Raw genomic sequence first — 20,259 nt, forward strand, 5'->3', positions numbered from 1 at the left:
CGGGAGGCGGCCCGTCGTTCACGGTTCGGGTCACGGTGCTCGAGTCGTCCGCACAACTGGCCGACCACGACGACCCTGACCGCGCTCCGACGCGGTAAGCCTGGGCACGGCGGGAAAGTGCGCCGACCGAACGTGCGCAACGGCGGCATCAGGCAACCCGACGCGTCGCGAACGCGCGGTTCGGCGGCGTCGGCTCAGCGCGGCGCAGCCCGGCCCGGCCCGACCGACCCGGGCCGACGCGATAGACGCGGCCCAACCCACGCGACACGGCCCAATCCGGCCCGGCCCAACCCGGACCAGCCCACCCCGACGCGGCCCAGCCCACCCCGCGGCCCGGCCCACCCCGCGGTCCAGCCCACCCCGCGGCCCAGCCCAGCCCGACCCGGCGCGGCCCAGCCCGACCCGACGCGGCCCGGCCCGACCCGGCGCGGCCCAACGCAGCGGCACGCCATCCCGGCACGGCGCGGCCCCGACGCAGCGGCGCGGCGGTCCACGCCAGCAGTGCGCCCGTTAGGGGTGCGCTCTGGCCCAGGCGCGCGACGCCGCCATCCGTTCGACCGCCGTCGGATGGGATCCGAACAAGAACTGTTCCAGCGGGTTCGGGTCGGGATCGCCGAGGTTGACCAGGGACAGGCGGCCCTGCATGGCCTCGAATTCCGAAGGGTTCCGGGTCAGGGCCAGCGCGTGCTGGTCAGCCCGGGCCTCGACGCGCCGGGAGACCAGCGCCTGCAGTGGCCCGGCGATCAGGCTGCCGACCGTGGCCAGGGCCAGCAGCAGGGCCAAAGCGCGCGGCTCCGCTATCGAGTCGACGCGGGCCAGGCGGAGCAGGGCGGTCCACGAGCCGATCAGGTACAGGGCGCACACCGCGGCGGCCGCGCCCAGAGCGCCCAGCAGGGTGCCGGTCAGGACGTCGTTGTCCTTGGCGTGGCCGAGTTCGTGGGCGACGACCGACTCGACCTCGGCCGGCGGGGCCTTCTCGAGCAGCGTGTCGTAGACGACGATGCGGCGGGTGGGGCCGAAGCCGGACACGTACGCGTTCACGGCCCGCGTGCGGCGGGAGGCGTCGGCGACCAGCACGTCGCGGACCGGTACGCCGTCGCGGTTGGCCATCGCCATGAGGCTCGTGCGCAGTTCGCCCTCGGGCATCGGGGTGAACTTGTTGAAGATGGGCTCGACGAGGACCGGGAAGACGAACGTGAGCAGGACGGTGAGCACCGCCGCGCCGGCCGCGGCCCAGGCCCACCACCAGCGCGGGGCGAAGTGGGTGACGGTGTAGAAGCCGACGAGGACGATCGCGCCGATGACGGCGCCGACGGCGTAGCCCTTCAGCAGGTCGACGGTCCAGGCGCCCCAGTCCTGGGTGGACAGTCCGTAGCGGCGCAGGATGGACTGGCGCCAGGCCGCCAGGGGCAGCGCCACGACCTCGCCGACCAGGGTCACGACCAGGCCGCCCAGCAGGGCGCGGGCCAGCCAGTGGCCGCCGAACGGGCGGCCGGCCTGTTCCACGAGCCAGGAGCCGGCCGGGGTCAGGCCCAGCAGGAGGGCGACCACCAGGCCCAAGACGATCGACAGGTACATCCCGGGCCGCAAGGCCGAATGGAACGCCCGTCCTTGGGCGACCGCGTCACGGGGCAGCGTGTCGAGCGCGGCGAGCTGGTCGGCGCGCGGTGCGGGCGGCGCCGACCACGGCACCCGCAGCAGCGCGACGGCGGCCGCCGCGACGACCAGCACGACGAGCGTGATCGTGGCCCACAGGCGAGGCGTCATCGCGTCAGCCTATGCGGCGCGCCCGCGGCGGCGCCGGGGTGAGGGGACGGGGGCCAGGGGGATGGTGTTCTCGAAGTGGGTGGGCTCCAGCACGGTGACCTCGAACCTGGCGAGTTCGAATACCTCGATGGCCGCCACCTCCTCGGCGCCGAGCTGGTGAAAGGCCGGCGGGGTGTCGAGCAGCAGGGTGACCACGCAACTCGTGCAGGCGTCGCCGCGGACCGTGCAGCTTTCGCAGTCGACGAGCATCGCTCCTCCAATACCGACGTTCCGCCGTGACCGGGATAGGACCCGGGTTTGGCGTATCGGTGAACCCGATAGCACGAACGGTAGCGAGGGGGTACGACAAAAAATGCAAACGCCCAGGTCAGGACCGGGATAGGCGGCGCAGCAGGGTGTCCGACGACAACGGGTAGGCCCCGTGGCGGCGGACCCCGTCGATGACCTCCTTGTCGGAGGAGATCACCACGATCGGCCGCCCGGCGGGTTCGGCCCGCACCAGGCGCCGGATCAGCTCGTCCGCCGTCTCCCCCTTGCGCGAGAACAGCACCCGCACGCCCCGCGGCGCCGGTGGCAGCCCGTGCACCCGCTCGGCCCCGTCGAAGACCACGGTGACCTCGGCACGGGTCTGGGCCGCGAGCCCGCCGACCCCGGCGATGAGGCGGTTGCGCTGCTGTTCGAGGGAGATTTCGGCGTACCCCTTCTTGGTCACGTTGTACCCGTCGACGATCATGTGCGCCTTGGGCAGGCTGAGCAGCTGGTCGAGGCGCGCCGGGTCGTCGGCGTCCAGGGCGCGGACGGCCGCGGTGACCCCCTCCGGGCGATCGGCGGCGGCGTCGGCCACGAAGTCGGCGGGCAGCTTGTCGGTCGGGTCGAGGGCCAGCTCGCGACGCAGGCCGACGGCCGCCTGGCCGATGGTCTCCAGTAGCAGCCACAGCCGGGCGTCGTCCACCGCGCGCGCGTCCTTGGCGCTCTGCCGCTGGGCGCCCGCGGCGGTCTCGGCCTCGGCCAGCCGGGCCCGCAGGCGGCGCAGCTCGGCGTCGTGGTCCGCGTTGATCTTGGCGGCCCGGCCCTTCTCGGCCGCGAGCATGTCGGTGGCCTTACGCTCCTTGGCGTGCGACTCGCGCAGCGCCTTGCCCAGCGAGCGCGCCTCCTCGCGCAGGCCCGAGGTCTCGTCGCGGAGCCGGGCGAGCTCGTCGCGCAGCTTGTCGGCCTCGACCCGGGCGACGGCGCGGTCGTGCTCGGCCCGTGCGAGGCGCTGCTCGACGTCGCGGACCCGCTCGGCGGCGATGGCCCCTTCAGCCTCGGCGCGTACCGTCTCCGTGGCATCTGCGACCAGCGTGCGCCAGCCGTCGGGGCGGGCCAGGTACGCCAGCGCCGCCACCTCGACCGGGTCGGCCGCCGCCGGCACGAGCCCCTCGATCACGGCCGCGCCCAGGTCACCGGCGTCGTTGACGACCCGGGTGGCGATTCGTTGGCGCAGAAGCGGGTCGCCCGACAGCTGCATGGCGATCACGGGTCCGCCCAGGCGGGCCCGGCGGTTGGGCGCGAACTTGGCCACCCGCCGCAGCGGCATGGGCAGCTCGTCCAGCGGCAACCCGGTCATGGCCCCGGCCGCGAGCGAGATCACCCGCTGGCGAACGGCCTCAGGCAGCACCGGCTCCAGCTCATCGCCACCATCGCCGCCCAGAACCACGTCGACATCGCCGACCGAACCCGCACCGCCGTCCGCGTCCGGCGAAGCACCGTCCGCGTCCGGCGAAGCACCGTCCGCGTCCAGCGAAGCACCGTCCGCGTCCGGCAAGGAGCCAGCAGCGTCAGCGTCCGAAGCAGGAGAAGAGCCGGCAGCGTCCGAGGCAGGAGAGGAGCCAGCAGCGTCCGAAGCGGGAGCCGGAGAAGAAGCCGGGGACCCGGAGAACCCACCACCAGCCGCCGCAGCGTCGCCCAGCTGCGCAGCGTCCAGCGCGACCTCGGGATCGAGGCCGTCCGGAGCGTCGCGCGCAGACATCACTCCAGTGTCGCATTCTCGACCACATTCGCCCCGGATGGTGTCCAGGACCGCCGCCTTACCTCGAACGGCTAAAAGCTGACATATCCTTATTTCACCCAATTAGGTGTACGGCACGGGAGGCGGCGATGGCGGCACCGGTACCCAGCAACGAGGCGGACCGCGTCTCGACGCTGCACGCGATGGCTGTCCTGGACACGCCGCCGGAGACCGATTTCGACGACATAGTCCGGATCGCGAGCGAGGTCTGCGGCGCCCCGATCTCGCTGGTCACGCTCGTGGACACCGAGCGGCAATGGTTCAAGGCCAAGGTCGGCGACCTGGAGATGGACGAGACGCCGCGCGAGGTCGCGTTCTGCGCGCACGCGATCATGGGCCGCGACCTGATGGTGGTGCCCGACGCCACCGCCGACGCGCGGTTCGCGGACAACCCGTTCGTGACCCAGGACGACGGGATCCGCTTCTACGCGGGCGCGCCGCTGCTCACGGCCGAGGGCGCCGCCCTGGGCACGCTGTGCGTGGTCGATCACAATCCGCACCGGCTGAACCTGGACCAGATGAAGGCCCTGCGCGCCCTGGCCAAACAGGTCACTGAGCTGCTGGAACTGCGCCGGCTCGTGGTCACCGACGAGTTGCGCCCGAAGACGGAGCCGCGGTCCGTCGATCTGGCCTATCTGACCGAGGCGCGCATCCGGGAGCTGCGCGGGATCGCCGACGCGCGCAACATCGCGATCACGCTTGGTCTTACAGACGCGGCATCGGTACACGCTGATCCCGCCAAACTCTCGCGAGCCCTCGACTACGTCATGTTCAGCGCCCTCAAACTGGCCCCGGCCGGCGGACGGGTCGCGGTGCGGGTGCTGGGCTCACCGGCGCCGACGATCGAGATCGGGCACGCCGGGGGCAGCATCCGGCCCGAGTGGCAGGTGGATCTGGCCGGGCAGCGGGAGGCCGACGAACCGGTACCGCACGCCGTGGCCGACATCCTGCGCGCCCACGGGGCCACGGTCACCGACACATCGGCGTTGATCGGCTCGCCGGACGTACGGCTTCAGCTGCGGTTTCCTCCTCACTGAGATTTTTTGTCACACCCTGGTCGTAGTGTGCGCCCGTGCCCCACTACCACCAGGAAACGCTCGACGACCTGTTCGACGATCCCCGCGCCGCCACCCTGTTCTCCACCACGTTCGTCGTGGTCGACCTGGAGACCACCGGCGGCGCACCGGACGGCGGCGGCATCACCGAGATCGGCGCGGTGAAGGTCCGCGGCGGCGAGATCCTGGGCGAGTTCGGCACGCTGGTGAACCCCGAGGAGCGGGTGCCGGCGTTCATCACGGTGCTGACCGGCATCACCGAGATGATGCTGCTGGAGGCGCCGAAGCTGGACACGGTGCTGCCGAGTTTCCTGGAGTTCGCGCAGGGTGCGGTGTGGGTCGCGCACAACGCGCCGTACGACACGGGGTTTCTGAAAGCGGCGTGCGCCAAGCACGGATATCCGTGGCCGAAGCCGATCGTCCTCGACACCGCCGCCATCGCCCGGCGCGCGATGATCGCCGACGAGGTGCCCAACCACAAGCTGTCGACCCTGGCGCGGCACTTCCGCTCGGCCGTGCAGCCGGTGCACCGGGCGCTGGAGGACGCCCGGGCCACGGTCGACGTGCTGCACGGGCTGTTCGCGCGGCTCGGCAGCCTCAAGGTGCACACCGTCGGCGACGTGATCGAGTTCGTCAAGGCCGTCAGCCCGGCCCAGCGGCGCAAGAAACACCTGGCCGAGGGGCTGCCGGACGGGCCGGGGGTCTACGTGTTCCGCGGGCACAAGGACCGCCCGCTCTACATCGGGACGAGCTCGTCCATCGCCACCCGGGTGCGCAGCTACTTCACGGCGGCGGAGAAGCGGGCCCGGATCAGCGAGATGATCACCGCGGCCGAGCGCGTGGAGGCGATCCCGTGCGCGCACTCGCTGGAGGCCGAGGTGCGGGAGCTGCGGTTGATCGCGGCGCACAAACCGCCGTACAACCGGCGCTCGAAGTTTCCGGAGCGGGTGGTCTGGCTGAAGCTGACCAGCGAGGCCTATCCGCGGCTGTCCGTCGTGCGCGAGCACCAGGGCGACGGCGCGGCCTATCTCGGGCCGTTCGGTTCGCGCCGGTTCGCCGAGCTGGCGGCGGCCGGGCTCTACGACGCGCTGCCGCTGCGGCAGTGCACCCACAAGCTGTCGCTGCGCACGCAGACGCCGGCCTGCGCGCTCGCCGAGCTCGGGCGCTGCCCGGCCCCGTGCGAGCACCGGATCTCGGCCGCGGACTACGAGGCGGCGGCCGCGGCACCGTTCCGGGCGGCGACCGTCGGCGACCCGGGGCCCGTGGTGCGGGGGCTGATGGAGCGGATCGAGGCGCTGGCCGAGGTCGAGCGGTACGAGGATGCGGCGACCATCCGCGGCCGGCTCGTCGCGTTCCTGCGCACCGCGATCCGGCAGCAGCGACTGGCCGGCCTGAGCGGATTGCCCGAGGTCGTGGCGGCCAGGCCCGGCGCGAGCGGCGGTTGGGAGATCGCGGTGGTGCGACACGGGCGACTCGCCGCCGCCGGGGTGTCACCCCCGAGGGTGCATCCACAGCCGACGCTGGATGTGGTCTTGGCCACAGCGGAAACGGTCCTGCCGGGCCCGGGACCGACGCCACGGGCGACGCCGGAGGAGACCGAGCGCATCCTGGCGTGGCTCGAGCGGCCGGAAACTCGGCTGGTCAAGACCGATATTGGCTGGTCATCGCCGGTGAACGGAGCCGCGCGGTGGCGAGCCTTCCTCGCCCGCGCCGAGGCGGCCGCCTCGGTTCGAACCGACTTGGACGGGTAGGTACATCGGACGAACGCACATACTCAAATGACCGATCGGATGCCCCGAGGGAAACTAGGCTGGAACCTACCCAAACCCAGGCCAGCATCCGGCCCGTCGGTGAGGAGGTGCCGCTATGGAGCCCGGTATGCAGTCCGGCGCGTCTTTTGGTGCGGGCTCCTCCCCGTCACCGATCCCTGGTGGTGAGTCCCACGACTCGGGGGCTTCAAACATTTCGGGTATGCCGAATGCGACGCACAGCGAGTACATGGTGGACCCAGCGGCGTCGGACGGCAACCCCCCGGAGTTTCCGAATTTCCGCGCCGCACCGCCCGGCTCACTGACCGGCCCCGCGACCAGCCAAGACGCGCACCAACTGGTCGACGAGACGGTCGCCGCACTCGACGAGCCCGGCGTGTCGCAGCCCCAGCGCCCCGCCCCCACCGGCGCCCCCCGGACGATCCGGGTCGAAAACCTGAGCTCCGGCGGCTTCCTCACCCCACCGCCCGGCAACAGCAACGGCGCCCGGCCCGCGGAGATGTTCCTCGGCCCGAAGGGCCTGCCCACCGCGACCATCACAACCCCCGACCGCCGCCGCCCCGCCCCGGCCGCACCAGCCACCGACCCCGCGTCCACCGACCGCACCCAGCCCGACCGCGCTCAACCGGACCGCGCCCAGCCCGACCGCGCTCAACCGGACCGCGCCCAGCCCGACCGCGCCCAGCCCGACCGCGCTCAAAACGACCGCGCCCGCAGCGGCAACGCACAAAACGAGCAGGCCACGGGCGACCGCCCCCAGCCCAGCCGCAACGGCAACGCGCAGCACGAGCAGCAGGCGGACGACCGCGAACACCACAGCCGCGGCCGCCATGCGCACAGCGAGCAGCCGGCGGACGACCGCGAACAGCACGGCCACGGCGGGCATGCACACGGCGGCCATGCACACGGCGAGCAGGAAACGCGCAACCAGAACGGCCACGGGATCGCGCAGGCGGAGCAGGCAGCGGACGTACGCGAGCAGGAAACGCGCGACCGCAACCACAACGGCCGCGGCGGAAGTGCGCAGAGCGAGGACGACCGCGAACAGCACGGCCACGACCGACATGCGCGGGGCGAGCAGCCGGCGGTCGAGCGAATGCGACCAGAGCGCACGCAGGGTGAACAGGCAACCGCCGAGCGAACCCGCGAAGAGCGAATGCGCAGCGGGCGTACGCAGGGTGAACGGGCCACCACCGAGCGATCGCCGAATGATCGCGGTGGTGATGGGGCCGGCAGGCAACACGCAGCGTCAGGACACGCGGACCGAGTGCCCGCGGATCGTATGGCCACGGATCGGGTGCGTCGCCCCGATCATGCGCCGTCCGACCGCGGGCATCAGCATGACCGGGCGCTGAACGACCGGGCCGCGCCCGGCGACCGCGGGGGCAACGAGCACGTATCCCGGGGCGAGCGCGGAACCAACGAGCACGAGCGCCCCGGAAACTGGCCGGCCAACGACCGCGCGATCGAAAAACGCCGCGACGACACCGACCAGCACGCCGAGACCCGCACCACCGACGCCCGCATCACCGACGCCCGCACCGACGCCCGCACCGACGCCCGCACCGACGCCCGCACCGACGCCCGCACCACTGACGCCCCGACCACAACCAGCGGAGACGCCCGCACCGCAACGAGCGCCGAAGCCCGCCACGCGACGAGCGGCGAAACCCGCACCGCGACAAACGCCGGGGCCCGCACCGCAACAAGCCCCGAAGGCAGCACCGAAGGCGCGCCCAAAACCGGTGAGCCGGGAACCAGCGACGAGCAGAGCGACGACGGCGGAAAGCCGCACAACACCCATCAGCACGCCAAGCCGCACCCCCGGGCCCCGCGGCGCGAGATGTTCCCGGACGATCGGTTCGCGGCGCCCAGGAAGAAGCTCACCGCCCCCGCCGCCGACGACTCCCCCGAGGTGCCGCCGCCGCCGAGCTACTCGGCGCTGGTGGGAGGCGCGGTTCCAGGGGACCCGACAGCGACGTACACGGCGATCATCGGCTCCAGGTTGCGGGCCATGCTCCCGTGGCAGTCGTCCAGCGACGATCCGATGGCCGGCATCATCCGCTCGCACCGGCAGATTCATCCGGCGGCGGATGCGGCGTTGCTGCGGCGCGCGTACGCGACGGCCGAGCAGATGCACCGCGGGCAGATGCGCAAGAGCGGCGAGGCGTTCATCTCGCACCCGCTGGAGGTCACCGAGATCCTCGCGGACCTCGGGATGGACACGACGACGCTGGTCGCGGCGCTGTTGCACGACACCGTCGAGGACACCGACTACACGCTCGGGGCGCTGGAGCGGGACTTCGGCGGCGAGGTGGCGCTGCTCGTCGACGGCGTGACCAAGTTCGACAAGATGTTCTACGGCGCCGACGCCGAGGCCGAGACGATCCGCAAGATGATCGTCGCCGCCGGGCGGGACGTGCGGGTGCTGGTCATCAAGCTCGCCGACCGGCTGCACAACATGCGCACCATCGACGCGCGGTCGGTGAAGAGCCGGGTGCGGATCGCCACGGCGACGCGGGAGGTGCTGATCCCGCTGTGCGAGCGGCTCGGGATCCAGGCGCTGAAGCGAGAGCTCGAGGACTGGGTGCTGCGGGCCGTCTCGCCCAGCGGGTACGCCGTGGTCGACGACTACGTGCGGCAGCGGGTCGGCTGGGACGGGTACCTCGACAAGGTCATCTCTGCCCTGACCACCGATCTGAAGCGCTTCGGCCTCGACGCGACGGTCTCGCCACGGCCCCGCCACCTGTACTCGATCTGGAAGGACACCGTCGACGGCAACCACGCCGAGCCGCACGACCTGCCGCGGGTCGTGATCGTGGTCGACGGGCCCGACACGGACTGCTACGCGGCGCTGGGCGCGGTGCACGGCAAGTGGCGGCCGGTACCGGGCCGGTTCAAGGATTTCATCGCGACGCCGAAGAACAACAACTACAAGTCGCTGCACACCACGGTGCTCGGGGCCGAGGGGCGCTCGGTCGAGGTCCTGATCCGCACCGTCGAGATGCACCAGGCCGCCGAGTACGGCATCGTCGCGAACTTCCGCTATCCCACCACCGCCGCCCGGTTCGGCCCCGCGACCAAGGCCGAGCAGCTCGACTGGCTGCGCCGGCTGCTGGACTGGGAGGCGGCCGCGTCCGACCCGTCGCAGTTCATCGCCTCGCTGCGCTGCGACCTCGCCGAGGACCAGATCCTGGTGCTCACGGCGGGCGGCGGGCGCCCGGTGCTGCTCCCGGCCGACGCGACCCCGGTCGACCTCGCCTACATCCTCGGCGCGGACGTCGGCAACCGATGTATCGGCGCAAGGGTCAACGGTCGCCTCAGCGCCGTCTCCTCCCCCCTGGCCGACGGCGACTCGGTGGAGATCATCACCCGCGCCGGCCAGCGCGACGAGTTCGACTTCGACGCCGACGCCCCGGCCCGCGGGCCGTCGCCGGAGTGGCTCGACTTCGTGCGTACCCCGCACGCCCGCCTGCACATCAGCCGCTGGTTCGAGGCCCACGAGGCCCCGGCGATCACGGTCGCCAACAAGGTCCGCCTGGGCCGGCTCGCGATCGGGCTCGCCCTGCGCCAGCAGGGCCGCGGCCTGGCCAGTGACCTTCCGCTGGTACGGCTGGCACCCCGCCTCGGCTTCCCCGACCTCGAGACGCTGCTGGTCGCCGTGGCCGACCACGCCCGCAGCGCCGACGACGTCGTGGCCGAGTTGATCGCCCTGGTCGACCACACCCCGCACTAGCTCACTAGCCTTACCGGATGACCGACTTGCGTGGGCGCGTGCGCGCGCTGGCGTACCGCACGTTCTACCGCCTCCCCGGCCGCTGGAAACGGCGGATCGTGCGCACGTTCCAGCCGACGTACACCATCGGGGCCGTGGTGATCGTCCGCGACCCCGCGCACACGCAACTCCTGCTGCTCCGCCAGCCGCCGGGCGCCGGCTGGTCGCTGCCGGCCGGCCTGATGGACCGCGGCGAGAAGCCGGTCGGCACCGCCTGCCGCGAGCTCGCCGAGGAGACCGGCCTCAAGGTCGCACCCGAGAACATGCGCGCGGCCTCCCCCAACGCGATCGTCCACACCGGCGGCCAGTGGGTCGACATGGTCTTCGAGACCGACCTCGAACCGGGCGCCGACCTCGTCGTCGACCAGGCCGAGATCCTGGAGGCGGCCTGGCACCGCCTCGACAACCTGCCGCCCATGACCGTGTCGACGTCCCGGCTGCTGGCCCACTACGGGATAGGGCCCTACAAGGACTACCCAGAAGTGCTAGAAGCATGAAGAGCCCGCGTTTGTACCTCTACACACCAGGCCTGTCGCGCTCGAACCACGATGCGAAGGCGCGGCATGAACCCCGACCACCGCACAGTCGCACCGGCAGCCGGTCAGCAGAACCGAAGACCGCCGCATGAACGCCGACGTGTGCGCGGTCGTCCTGGCAGCCGGCGAAGGCCGGCGGCTGCGGCCGCTCACGGAGCACCTGCCGAAGGCGCGGCATGAACCCCGGCAACCGCACAGTCGCCCCGGCAGCCGGTCAGCAGAACCGAAGGACGCCGCATGAACGCCGACCTGTGCGCGGTCGTGCTGGCGGCCGGCGAAGGCCGGCGGCTGCGGCCGCTCACGGAGCACCTGCCCAAGGCGCTGTGCCCGATCGGCAATGTTCCCCTGCTGGACCGGGCGCTCCAACGGGTCGAGCACTTCGGCCTCGACGTCGCCGTGAACGCCTGCTACCTCGGGCAGATGGTCGTCGAGCACGTCGGCGAGCGGGCCCACCTGTCCGTCGAGCCGGGCGATCCGCTCGGCACCGCCGGCGGGGTCGGGCTGCTGCGGGACTGGATCGGCGGGCGCGGCGTGCTGGTCGGCAACGCCGACGCATACCTGGCGGCCGAGAACCTGGCGCCCGGCGAGGACATCGCGGCCCTGCTCGAGGGGTGGGACGGGCGGACGGCGCGGCTGCTGACGGTACAAGGGCCGCCTTTTGAGTTTGGTGCTTCGCGGTTCGCCGGCTTCTCCCTCCTGCCGTGGGATCTGGTGCAGGGGCTGCGGCCCGAGCCGTCCGACCTGGTGCGGCTCGTGTGGCGCCCGGCCGAGCGGCAGGGGCGGCTGGAGATCGTCGGATATCCGGGGACCTACCTGGACACCGGCACCCCGGCGGACTATCTGGCGGCGAACCTGCACGCGGTACACGAGAAGGAACTCGTCGCCGAGGACGCGATCGTGACCGGCGAACTCGCCGGGGCCGTCATCGGGGCCGGAGCGCGCGTCGAGGGCCGGGTGCACCGCGGGGTGGTGTGGCCGGGCGGCGTGGTCGCGGCCGGCGAGACGCTCACCGACGCGATCCGGGTCGGCCGGGATCTCACCGTCGCGGCCCACTAGCATGGCGGGTGTCCACAGGCCGGAAGGAGCTCCGCAGGTGATCACCGCGATCGTCCTCATCGACTGCGCCACCGACTCGATCCCGGAGGTGGCCGAGAACATCGCCAACCTCGACGGCGTCAGCGAGGTGTACTCCGTGGCCGGCAACGTCGACCTGATCGCCATGGTGCGGGTGCAGCGCTTCGACGAGATCGCCGAGGTCATCGCGAACCGCATCTCCAAGGTGCCGGGCGTGGTGGAGACCGACACGCACATCGCGTTCCGCGCGTATTCGCGGCACGATTTGGAAGAGGCTTTTGCGATCGGGCTGCCCGACGCCGACTAGTTTTGCGGCCGGGCCTTCGCGGCACCGCAAGAACGCCCCGTTTGCCCTGCTCACTGCGTCGGGAGTGCGGCAAATCGCATCGAAACCGGGTCTCTGACCGGGTACCCTCGCCGCCATGAGGATCGGCATCGTAGGGGCCACCGGGCAGGTCGGCAGCGTCATGCGCCACATCCTGGCCGAGCGGCGGTTTCCGGTAGACGAGTTGCGCCTGTTCGCCTCCGCCCGCTCGGCGGGGCGGCCCATCGACTGGCAGGACAAGCAGGTCACGGTCGAGGACGCGGAGACCGCGGACTTCGCCGGGCTGGACGTCGTGCTGTTCTCGGCCGGCAAGGGCACGTCGAAGGAGCTCGCCCCGAAGGTGGCCGCGGCCGGCGCCGTCGTGATCGACAACTCGTCGGCCTGGCGCATGGACCCCGACGTGCCGCTGGTCGTGGCCGAGGTGAACCCGCACGCCGCCGCCAACCGGCCCAAGGGCATCATCGCCAACCCCAACTGCACCACCATGGCCGCGATGCCGGTGCTGCGCCCGCTGCACGACGAGGCCGGCCTGGTCGCCCTGGTCGCCGCCACCTACCAGGCCGTGTCGGGCGCGGGCCTGGCCGGCGTGGCCGAGCTCGACGAGCAGGTGCGCAAGGTCGCCGACGGGGCCGCCGCGCTCGCCTTCGACGGCGCGGCCGTGGAGTTCCCGGAGCCGAAGAAGTTCGCCGCGCCGATCGCCTTCAACGTGCTCCCCCTCGCCGGCGGGCTCGTCGACGACGGCTCGTTCGAGACCGACGAGGAGCAGAAGCTCCGCAACGAGAGCCGCAAGATCCTCGAGATCCCCGAGCTCAAGGTTTCCGGCACGTGCGTCCGGGTTCCGGTGTACACCGGGCACTCGCTGCAGATCAACGCCCGTTTCGCGCGCCCGATCAGCGTGGCCCGCGCGACCGAGCTGCTCGCGGCGGCGCCCGGCGTGGTGCTCAGCGACGTGCCGACCCCGCTGCAGGCGGCCGGCGCGGACCCGTCCTTCGTGGGCCGGATCCGCGTCGACGAGACCGTGGACAACGGGCTGGCGCTGTTCATCTCCAACGACAACCTGCGCAAGGGTGCCGCCCTGAACGCCGTACAGGTGGCGGAACTGCTGCTGGCGTAGTTACACGTGCCGGTCGAACCAGTCGAGGATGGCGTCGAAGCGCTGGATGCGATGGGACGGCCGGCCGGTGCGCGACAACTCGTGGCCCTCGCCGGGGAAGAGCAGCAGCTCGGCGGGGGCCCCGTTGCGTTTCAGGGCCACGAACAGCCGGTACGCCTGCTCGACCGGGCAGCGCCAGTCCTGCTCCGAGTGGATGATCAGCATCGGCAGGGAGATCCGGTCGGCGTACGTCAGCGGGCTCTGCCGTTCGAAGTCGCGCTGGTACAGCGCGTCGGCGAAGAACCAGCCGATGTCCGACGTCCCGGCGAAGCTGTCGATCGCGTTGACCGCCCGCTCCGACACCGCCGCCTTGAACCGCTCGCCGTGGTGCGCCGCGAGCCAGGTGGTCATGAACCCGCCGTGCGACCCGCCGAGCACCCCGACCCGCCCGGCGTCGAGCCCGGGCTCCTTGAGCGCCGCGTCCAGCAGCGCCAGCAGGTCGGTCGCGGTGACCTCGCCGACGTTACCGCGAATCGGCCCGCCGTGCGCCCCGCCATAGCCCGATGAGCCGCGGGGGTTGCCGTAGACGACCGCGTACCCGCCGCCGGCATAGACCTGGGCCTCGTCGAAGAGCCGCCATCCGTACTGCGTGTAGGGCCCACCGTGAATCATCAGCAGCACGGGGTGCGGGCCCTCGCCGGCGGGCCGGACGATCCAGCCGTGGACCGGGTACCCGTCGGGTGCCTCGGTCGTGATCTCGATCTGCTCCAGGTGCACCTGCCCGGCGCTGAAGGAGGTCAGGCGCCGCTCGCCGGCGTACAGCTCGCCCCAGTCGGCCGGCCCGGCGATCACCACGACGTCGCGGTCGAACCCCGCCACCTGCCGGTCGCCGTCGACGAGGACGGTGGGCTCCCCGCCGTCGTACGGCACCCGCAGCAGCTGCACGGCCCCGCGATGCTCGTTCATGAACAGCACGCCGTCGCCGGTCGCGTCGAGGTCCCCGCCGGGCGCGGCCAGGTGGTACCGCTCGGGGTCGAGCAGCGGGCGGGCGGGTCCACCGGCGACCGGTACCGACCAGAGCGTGTCGTTCTGCAGCACCGGATCGGCCAGCTCGGCGGCGGCGAACACGACCGCGGAGCCGTCCGGCGTGAACCGGGGCAGCGCGGCCACCAGCGTCCCGTCCGTGAGGGCCCGCGGCTCGGAGCCGTCGGCGCGGCAGACCCACACGTCGGCCGACCAGTCGTCGCGGCGGGACGAGGTGAACGTCAGCCACTGCCCGTCGGGCGACCAGCGAGGATCCCCGTTGTCGTACGGGTCGTCGGTGCGCTGTTCGGGCTTGGCCCCTTCGGCGACGGCGAGGGTGAACAGCTGAGCCGGCCGGTCCTGGAAGAACCCGAGCCCGTCGAGCCGGTTGAACAACGTGGTGATCCGGCGCGGTGGCTCGCCGTCGGGGCCGATGGGCTCGCCGTCGCCGGACTTCGCGGTGCCGTAGCGGGGCTCATGCGGTACACGAGCGGAAAAGGCAAGGCTCTTCGAGTCGGGCGCCCACGCGGGCGCGCCGACGCCGAGGGGCTCGTCGGTCAGCTGCCGGGCCTCTCCCCCACTGACCGGGAGCAGCCACAGCTGCGGCTTCGCGCCCTTGTCCTTGCGCCGCAGGAAGGCAAGCCAGCGCCCGTCCGGCGAGAAGCGGGGCGCGCTGTCGTGCCAGCCGTGGGTGAGCTGCGAGGCAGCGCCGTCGTCGCCGGTCGGCACCCGCCACAACTGCGCGGTGTACGAGTCGGTGGGCAGGTCCGGGCGGCTGACCGCGACAACGGCGACGGTACCGTCGGGGCTCAGGGTAGGCGCCCCGGGTATGCGCATTTGCGGCAGATCGGTGGGTTTCACGTTGTGCACCCTAGCTCCGTTCGGCCCCGTTGCACCCCCGCCCCTACCCTGACTGACATGGAAACGGTCGCCCGCGGGTCCGACACGATCGCCCTGCACTTCCACCCGGCCCCCGACGACGCGCCAACGCTGGCGGTGCTGTGGCCGGCCATGGGCGTACCGGCGCGCTACTACCGCAAGTTCGCCGAGAACCTGGGCGCGGCCGGCGTAGCCACAGTCGTGCCCGACCTGCGCGGCACAGGCTCGAGCACCCCTGTTCCGAGCCGCACGTCCCGCTACGGCCTGGCCGACCTCACCGACGACATCGACGCCGTCCTGCAACACCTGAAGCCCCGCCGCGCCGGCCGCCGGACCATCCTCATCGGCCACTCCCTGGGCGGCCAGGCATGCGCCCTGCACCTGGCCACCGACCCGACAACCGACGTGGCAGGCCTGGCCCTGCTGGCGGTGGGCCTGCCGTACTGGCGCGACTACCCGCCCGCCCGCCGCCTGCCCGTCCTGCTGCAAACCCAGACCTTGGCCGCCACCTCCGCCGCCCTGCGGGTCTGGCCGGGCTGGGGCTTCGGCGGCCGCCAGTCCCGCGGCGTGATCCGCGACTGGGCCTACACAGCTCGCACGGGCCGCTACCCCCACCTCAACGGCCTCGACCTGGAAGCCGCGCTGACCCGCGTGACGACACCGGTGCTGGCGGTCGACATGGCCGGCGACCAGTTCACCCCGCCGGGAACCGTCACCCGGCTCCTGGCCAAGCTGTCGAGCGCACCCGTGACCCGTGAGACGTACGCGCCGGACGGGGTGGCGATCGACCACTTCCGCTGGGCCAAGCACGGCGAACCCCTGGCCGCACGCCTGGCCGACTGGTCTGCGGCACTGTGACTCCCGGCCGGCCCCGCGCCGGATGAGGCACGTCGCCAGCCCCGCCACGTGGGGAAGGCAACCCCGGCGGCGATCTCAACGGCAGGCAGTCGTGGCCAAGGCACCGTATGCGGCCAGGATCAAATCATTGCTTTTCTCCCCCTTAAGGATGAAAAGCTCTTCGCTCTTCCACACACCCGCCGAAGAACCCGCTCGGCTGCCGACGAACCCGAGCGAAAGCCACGGCCGCGCGCGGAACCGTTCCAAAACCGAACCAGTCCAAGCGGGCAACAGCAGTTGACCACCGCGCCCGAACACATCGCAGCGGGTCCGTGTCACCCGCCGCGGGAAAGCGAAGGGCCCCCGGCGACCAGCGCCGGGGGCCCTTCGAAAAGCGGAGCTCAGTGCCCCGAAGTGATCTCTTCGCGCTCGGTGTCCGCCACCTGGCGCGGAGCCGGCTTCGCCGGTGGGGCGGCCTTCTCGATCGGGTAGAAGAAGCCCTTCACCGTCGGGGCCAGAGCGCCCAGGCGGTTCATCTTCTTCGGCACGACCCAGCCGCCGTACTCCAGCCCGTGGTGCCCGTCGCCGTCCGCGTGGCCGTTGCCGTTGGCCGAGGGCAGCGGCTGGTGGACCTCGATGAAGCGGCCGTCCGGCAGGCGGCGGATGATGCCCGTCTCCACGCCGTGGGACAGGACCTCGCGGTCGTGCTGCTGCAGGCCCAGCGCGATCCGGTACGCCACGTAGTACGCCAGCGGCGGCACGACCAGCATGCCGATGCGGCCCGCCCAGGTCATGGCGTTGAGGCTGATGTGGAACTTGTCGGCCAGCACGTCGTTGCCGCCGGAGATGAGCAGCACGACGTAGAACGCGATCGCCATCGAGCCGAGGGCCGTGCGGAACGGGTTGTCCCGCGGGCGCTCGAGCAGGTTGTGGACGGCCTTGTCCTTGGTGAACCTGGCCTCGATGAACGGATAGAAGATCGGCAGCATCGTCAGGATGCCCGGTAGGACGACCGTCGGCCAGAAGATCGGTGGGATGGTGTAGCCGTCACCCCAGCCGAACAGGTCGAATCTGATCTCCCAGGCCGGGAAGAGACGCGTGGAGCCGTCCAGGAACATGACGTACCAGTCGGGCTGGCTCGCCGCCGAGACGACCGCGGCCTTGTAGGGGCCGAACAGCCAGATCGGGTTGATCTGGAAGAGGCCGGCCAGGGCGGCGATCATGGCGAACACGATCATGAAGAAGCCGCCGGCCTTGGCCGCGAAGCCCGGGAACATCCGCACGCCGACCACGTTGGTGTTGGTCCGGCCGGGGCCGGGCCACTGGGTGTGCTTCTGCTTCACCAGCAGGCCCATGTGGACGCTGATGAGTGCCAGCAGCGCACCCGGGACGAGCAGCACGTGGACGATGTACAGCCGGTCCAGGATCACGGTGCCGGGGAACTCGCCGCCGAACAGCGAGGTGGTCACCCAGGTGCCGACGATCGGGATGGAGAGCATGATCGCCGAGGCGATGCGCAGGCCGGTGCCGGACAGCGCGTCGTCGGGCAGCGAGTAGCCGCCGAAGCCCTCGAGGAAGCCCATCCAGAACAGCAGCACGCCGACGATCCAGTTGGCCTCGCGCGGCTTGCGGAACGCACCGGTGAAGAACACCCGGAACATGTGCACCACGATCGCGGCCATGAACAGCAGCGCGGCCCAGTGGTGCATCTGGCGCATGAACAGGCCGCCGCGCACGTCGAAGGAGAGGTGCAGGGCGGTGTTGTACGCCTGCGACATCTCCACGCCCCGCAGCGGCGTGTAGCTGCCGTTGTAGACCGTTTCGGCCAGCGAGGGGTCGAAGAACAGCGCCAGGAAGATGCCGCTGAGCAGCAGCACGATGAAGGAGTAGAGCGCGATCTCACCCAGCAGGAACGACCAGTGGTCGGGGAAGACCTTGTTCAGCAGGCGGCGCAGCGGGGTGGCCGCCTGGAACCGCTCGTCGAGCGCGCTCGCCGTGTTGCCCGGCAGGGCGCGCATGTCGATCTTGCGCCGTTTCATGGCCGCTCCCAGAAGGCCGGTCCGATCGGGATCCGGTAATCAGACGTCGCTACGAAGTATCCCTCATCGTCCACCGTGATCGGCAGCTGCGGCAGCGCCCGGCTGGCGGGGCCGAAGACCGGCCGCGCGTTGTCGGTGATCTGGAACTGCGACTGGTGGCAGGGGCACAGCAGGCGGTTCGTCTGCTGCTCGTACAGGCTGGCGGGGCAGCCGGCGTGGGTGCAGATCTTGGAGTACGCCACGTAGTTCTGCCACTGGGAGTCCTTGTTGACTTCCTTGGCGTTCTTCAGCGTCTCCAGCGCGTCCTGCTCCCGCAGGTGGATCAGGAGCGTCGGCGAGTCGGCGTACTTGTTCGTCGCACCCTCGGGGATGCCCGGGAAGACCGTGATCTGGCCGCCGACGCTGATGTCGGCCGGGCGGATCGGGGTGCCGTCCTCGTGGGTGAGGCGGACCGGCTTGCCGTCGTTGTGCTTGGGGTCCCAGCCGGTGGTGAAGAAGATGTTCTCGTCACCCTGCTTGGGGGCCTTGATCAGCGAGCCGACCAGGACCGCGCCGGCGACCGCGCCCAGCGGGGCGGCACCGGCCAGGAAGGCCAGGCCGACGAACTTGCGCCGCTTGAGGCCCAGCTCGTCGCCCATGTTCAGGATCGTGGCCGCGGTGAGCTTCTGCTCGGTGCTGTCCGAGTGCCCGTCGTGGCGCTCCTGGATCGAGACCTCCTCGGGCAGGAGCTTCTTCGACCAGGTGATGATGCCCAGGCCCAGGGTCAGCAGGCACAGGCCGAGGGTCGCGCCGAGGACCGGCGTGTAGAACGGGAACCAGGCCTGGTACGTCGAGTCGCCGTGGCCGTAGTGCCAGGGCCACCAGATGTAGGCGACCACGAACGCGGTCCCGAACAGCCCGGTGAGCAGGAACATGAAGGCCAGCACGCGCTCGATGCGCTTCTCGGCCTTCGTGCCCGGCACCGGGAACCGCGGCGCGTAGTGCACGATCTCGACGCCGTCGCGGCGGGCGCCCTCGCGGACCAGGTCGAACCGGGTGAGCTCCGGGTCGCTCGCGTCGAACTGCTCCTCGGTGGGAGCGCTGTGCGTGGTGGTCATGACTTCCCTGCAATCCACAGCGTGGCGAAGACGAGCGCCGCGATACCGATGAGGAAGATGACGAGCCCCTCCGGGACCGGGCCGTAGCGCCCGATGTTCCAGCCACCGGGGTCGCTCGCGGGGTTCTGGTTCAGGTTCTGCACGTAGGCGATGATCGCGGCCTTGTCGTCCGGGCTCAGCTGGTTGTTGCCGAACACGGGCATGTTCTGCGGGCCGGTCAGCATCGCGCCGTAGATGTCGCGGTTGGTGGAGTGCTGCAGCGACGGGGCGAACTTGCCCGAGGACAGCGCGCCGCCGCCGGTGCTGAACGCGTGGCAGGACGAGCAGTTGACGCGGTACAGCTCACCGCCGTGGGCGAGGGTCTTGGGGTCGGCCTTCGCCTTGTTGACGTCCGCGTCGAGGCTCTCCGCGGTCGGCAGCTGCGGGCCGCCGCCCAGCTCCTGGATGTACGCGCCGATGTCGGCCGCGTCCTTCTCGCTGTACATCGGCTGCTTGCGCTCGGCCTGGGCCTCCTGGCGCGCCAGCGGCATGCGGCCGGTGTTGACCTGGAACTCGACCGCCGCGGAGCCGACGCCGATCAGGCTCGGGCCGCGGTTGTCCACACCCTGCCCGTTGGTGCCGTGGCAGGTGATGCAGCTGGTCTCGTAGAGCTCCTTGCCGTGCTTGGCGGCGTCCGAGAGGGCCGGCACGTCCTCGGCCCGGCCGACGCCCGGGGCGTATGCGCTGTAAAGGCCGCCGACAATCGTGAGCGCGGCGATCAGGCGCACGGCCGCCTCAAGGCGGCGGCGCAGCTTGCTCCGCGCCGCGCGCCTACCACCCGGCACCAGCCGGGCAAGCGGCCGCTTGCTCTGCTCAGAAGTCATGGCTTCACCTTTGTCGTCATCACCTATGTCGTCTCGGTGGTTGTTCGGTGGTGGTAAGACCCTGCGGGTGGTCCGGGTGT

15 protein-coding genes are annotated in these 20,259 nt (G+C 71.5%); 8 read left to right on the forward strand and 7 right to left on the reverse strand.

Annotated features, from left to right (window positions below; translation table 11 throughout):
- Positions 1–510: 510 nt before the first annotated feature.
- The 3 genes from ACQP00_RS44435 to ACQP00_RS44445 all read right to left on the reverse strand — a co-directional run bounded on the left by ACQP00_RS44435 (position 511) and on the right by ACQP00_RS44445 (position 3,775).
- Entirely contained in the window at positions 511–1,767 is a 1,257-nt protein-coding gene (locus tag ACQP00_RS44435) for a M48 family metallopeptidase (RefSeq protein WP_433209050.1), read from the reverse strand.
- Between the two features lie 9 nt (positions 1,768–1,776).
- Entirely contained in the window at positions 1,777–2,016 is a 240-nt protein-coding gene (locus ACQP00_RS44440) for a hypothetical protein (RefSeq protein WP_433209053.1), read from the reverse strand.
- 118 nt (positions 2,017–2,134) lie between these two features.
- Complete coding sequence (locus tag ACQP00_RS44445) at positions 2,135–3,775, reverse strand: NYN domain-containing protein (protein ID WP_433209056.1); 1,641 nt, start codon at positions 3,773–3,775, stop codon at positions 2,135–2,137.
- A gap of 128 nt (positions 3,776–3,903) precedes the next feature.
- On the opposite strand from ACQP00_RS44445, the gene ACQP00_RS44450 reads away from it, so the two are divergent.
- From ACQP00_RS44450 to ACQP00_RS44480, 7 genes are all read left to right on the forward strand, one after another.
- The gene (locus tag ACQP00_RS44450; RefSeq protein WP_433209058.1) at positions 3,904–4,851 is read left to right on the forward strand and encodes a GAF domain-containing protein; all 948 of its coding nucleotides are present in this window, start codon (positions 3,904–3,906) and stop codon (positions 4,849–4,851) included.
- Positions 4,852–4,886: 35 nt separating this feature from the next.
- On the forward strand, positions 4,887–6,620 hold the full coding sequence (locus ACQP00_RS44455; RefSeq protein WP_433209061.1) for a DEDD exonuclease domain-containing protein: 1,734 nt from the start codon (positions 4,887–4,889) through the stop codon (positions 6,618–6,620).
- Between the two features lie 1,933 nt (positions 6,621–8,553).
- Complete coding sequence (locus ACQP00_RS44460) at positions 8,554–10,374, forward strand: RelA/SpoT family protein (RefSeq protein ID WP_433224218.1); 1,821 nt, start codon at positions 8,554–8,556, stop codon at positions 10,372–10,374.
- Positions 10,375–10,391: 17 nt separating this feature from the next.
- Entirely contained in the window at positions 10,392–10,910 is a 519-nt protein-coding gene (locus ACQP00_RS44465) for an NUDIX hydrolase (protein ID WP_433209064.1), read from the forward strand.
- Between the two features lie 276 nt (positions 10,911–11,186).
- Complete coding sequence (locus ACQP00_RS44470; protein ID WP_433209067.1) at positions 11,187–12,005, forward strand: nucleotidyltransferase family protein; 819 nt, start codon at positions 11,187–11,189, stop codon at positions 12,003–12,005.
- Positions 12,006–12,042: 37 nt separating this feature from the next.
- On the forward strand, positions 12,043–12,330 hold the full coding sequence (locus tag ACQP00_RS44475) for an Lrp/AsnC family transcriptional regulator (RefSeq protein ID WP_433049741.1): 288 nt from the start codon (positions 12,043–12,045) through the stop codon (positions 12,328–12,330).
- A gap of 115 nt (positions 12,331–12,445) precedes the next feature.
- Entirely contained in the window at positions 12,446–13,462 is a 1,017-nt protein-coding gene (locus ACQP00_RS44480) for an aspartate-semialdehyde dehydrogenase (protein WP_433209070.1), read from the forward strand.
- Here the strand turns inward: ACQP00_RS44480 and ACQP00_RS44485 are convergent, their stop codons facing one another.
- Complete coding sequence (locus ACQP00_RS44485) at positions 13,463–15,325, reverse strand: S9 family peptidase (protein WP_433209073.1); 1,863 nt, start codon at positions 15,323–15,325, stop codon at positions 13,463–13,465.
- Between the two features lie 57 nt (positions 15,326–15,382).
- Here ACQP00_RS44485 and ACQP00_RS44490 point away from each other — a divergent pair, with 57 nt between their 5' ends.
- A complete protein-coding gene (locus ACQP00_RS44490) occupies positions 15,383–16,201 on the forward strand; it encodes an alpha/beta hydrolase family protein (protein ID WP_433209076.1) in 819 nt (272 codons plus the stop codon).
- Positions 16,202–16,581: 380 nt separating this feature from the next.
- On the opposite strand, the gene qcrB is transcribed toward ACQP00_RS44490, so the two are convergent.
- The 3 genes from qcrB to qcrC are packed head-to-tail and all read right to left on the reverse strand — an operon-like array spanning position 16,582 to position 20,179.
- Positions 16,582–18,219, reverse strand: coding sequence for a cytochrome bc1 complex cytochrome b subunit (gene qcrB / locus ACQP00_RS44495; RefSeq protein ID WP_433209079.1), 1,638 nt, complete (start codon positions 18,217–18,219; stop codon positions 16,582–16,584).
- Positions 18,216–19,316 carry a cytochrome bc1 complex Rieske iron-sulfur subunit gene (gene qcrA / locus ACQP00_RS44500; RefSeq protein WP_433209082.1) on the reverse strand — a complete coding sequence of 367 codons (1,101 nt, stop codon included), beginning with the start codon at positions 19,314–19,316 and terminating at the stop codon, positions 18,216–18,218. Before qcrA ends, qcrB begins: the two co-directional genes overlap by 4 nt.
- Positions 19,313–20,179, reverse strand: a complete 867-nt coding sequence (gene qcrC / locus ACQP00_RS44505) for a cytochrome bc1 complex diheme cytochrome c subunit (RefSeq protein ID WP_433209085.1) — start codon at positions 20,177–20,179, stop codon at positions 19,313–19,315. The genes qcrA and qcrC overlap by 4 nt, the downstream gene beginning before the upstream one ends.
- Between the last annotated feature and the right edge of the window lie 80 nt (positions 20,180–20,259).

Origin of the sequence: Dactylosporangium sp. CS-047395 (assembly GCF_050942185.1) — a bacterium.
Taxonomy (GTDB): Bacteria; Actinomycetota; Actinomycetes; order Mycobacteriales; family Micromonosporaceae; genus Dactylosporangium.

Coding starts and splice junctions, on each gene's coding strand:
- ACQP00_RS44435 (WP_433209050.1), bottom strand. CDS start 1,767: ATGACGCCTCGCCTGTGGGCCACGATCACGCTCGTCGTGCTGGTCGTC.
- ACQP00_RS44440 (WP_433209053.1), bottom strand. CDS start 2,016: ATGCTCGTCGACTGCGAAAGCTGCACGGTCCGCGGCGACGCCTGCACG.
- ACQP00_RS44445 (WP_433209056.1), bottom strand. CDS start 3,775: ATGTCTGCGCGCGACGCTCCGGACGGCCTCGATCCCGAGGTCGCGCTG.
- ACQP00_RS44450 (WP_433209058.1), top strand. CDS start 3,904: ATGGCGGCACCGGTACCCAGCAACGAGGCGGACCGCGTCTCGACGCTG.
- ACQP00_RS44465 (WP_433209064.1), top strand. CDS start 10,392: ATGACCGACTTGCGTGGGCGCGTGCGCGCGCTGGCGTACCGCACGTTC.
- ACQP00_RS44470 (WP_433209067.1), top strand. CDS start 11,187: ATGAACGCCGACCTGTGCGCGGTCGTGCTGGCGGCCGGCGAAGGCCGG.
- ACQP00_RS44480 (WP_433209070.1), top strand. CDS start 12,446: ATGAGGATCGGCATCGTAGGGGCCACCGGGCAGGTCGGCAGCGTCATG.
- ACQP00_RS44490 (WP_433209076.1), top strand. CDS start 15,383: ATGGAAACGGTCGCCCGCGGGTCCGACACGATCGCCCTGCACTTCCAC.
- qcrB (WP_433209079.1), bottom strand. CDS start 18,219: ATGAAACGGCGCAAGATCGACATGCGCGCCCTGCCGGGCAACACGGCG.
- qcrA (WP_433209082.1), bottom strand. CDS start 19,316: ATGACCACCACGCACAGCGCTCCCACCGAGGAGCAGTTCGACGCGAGC.
- qcrC (WP_433209085.1), bottom strand. CDS start 20,179: ATGACTTCTGAGCAGAGCAAGCGGCCGCTTGCCCGGCTGGTGCCGGGT.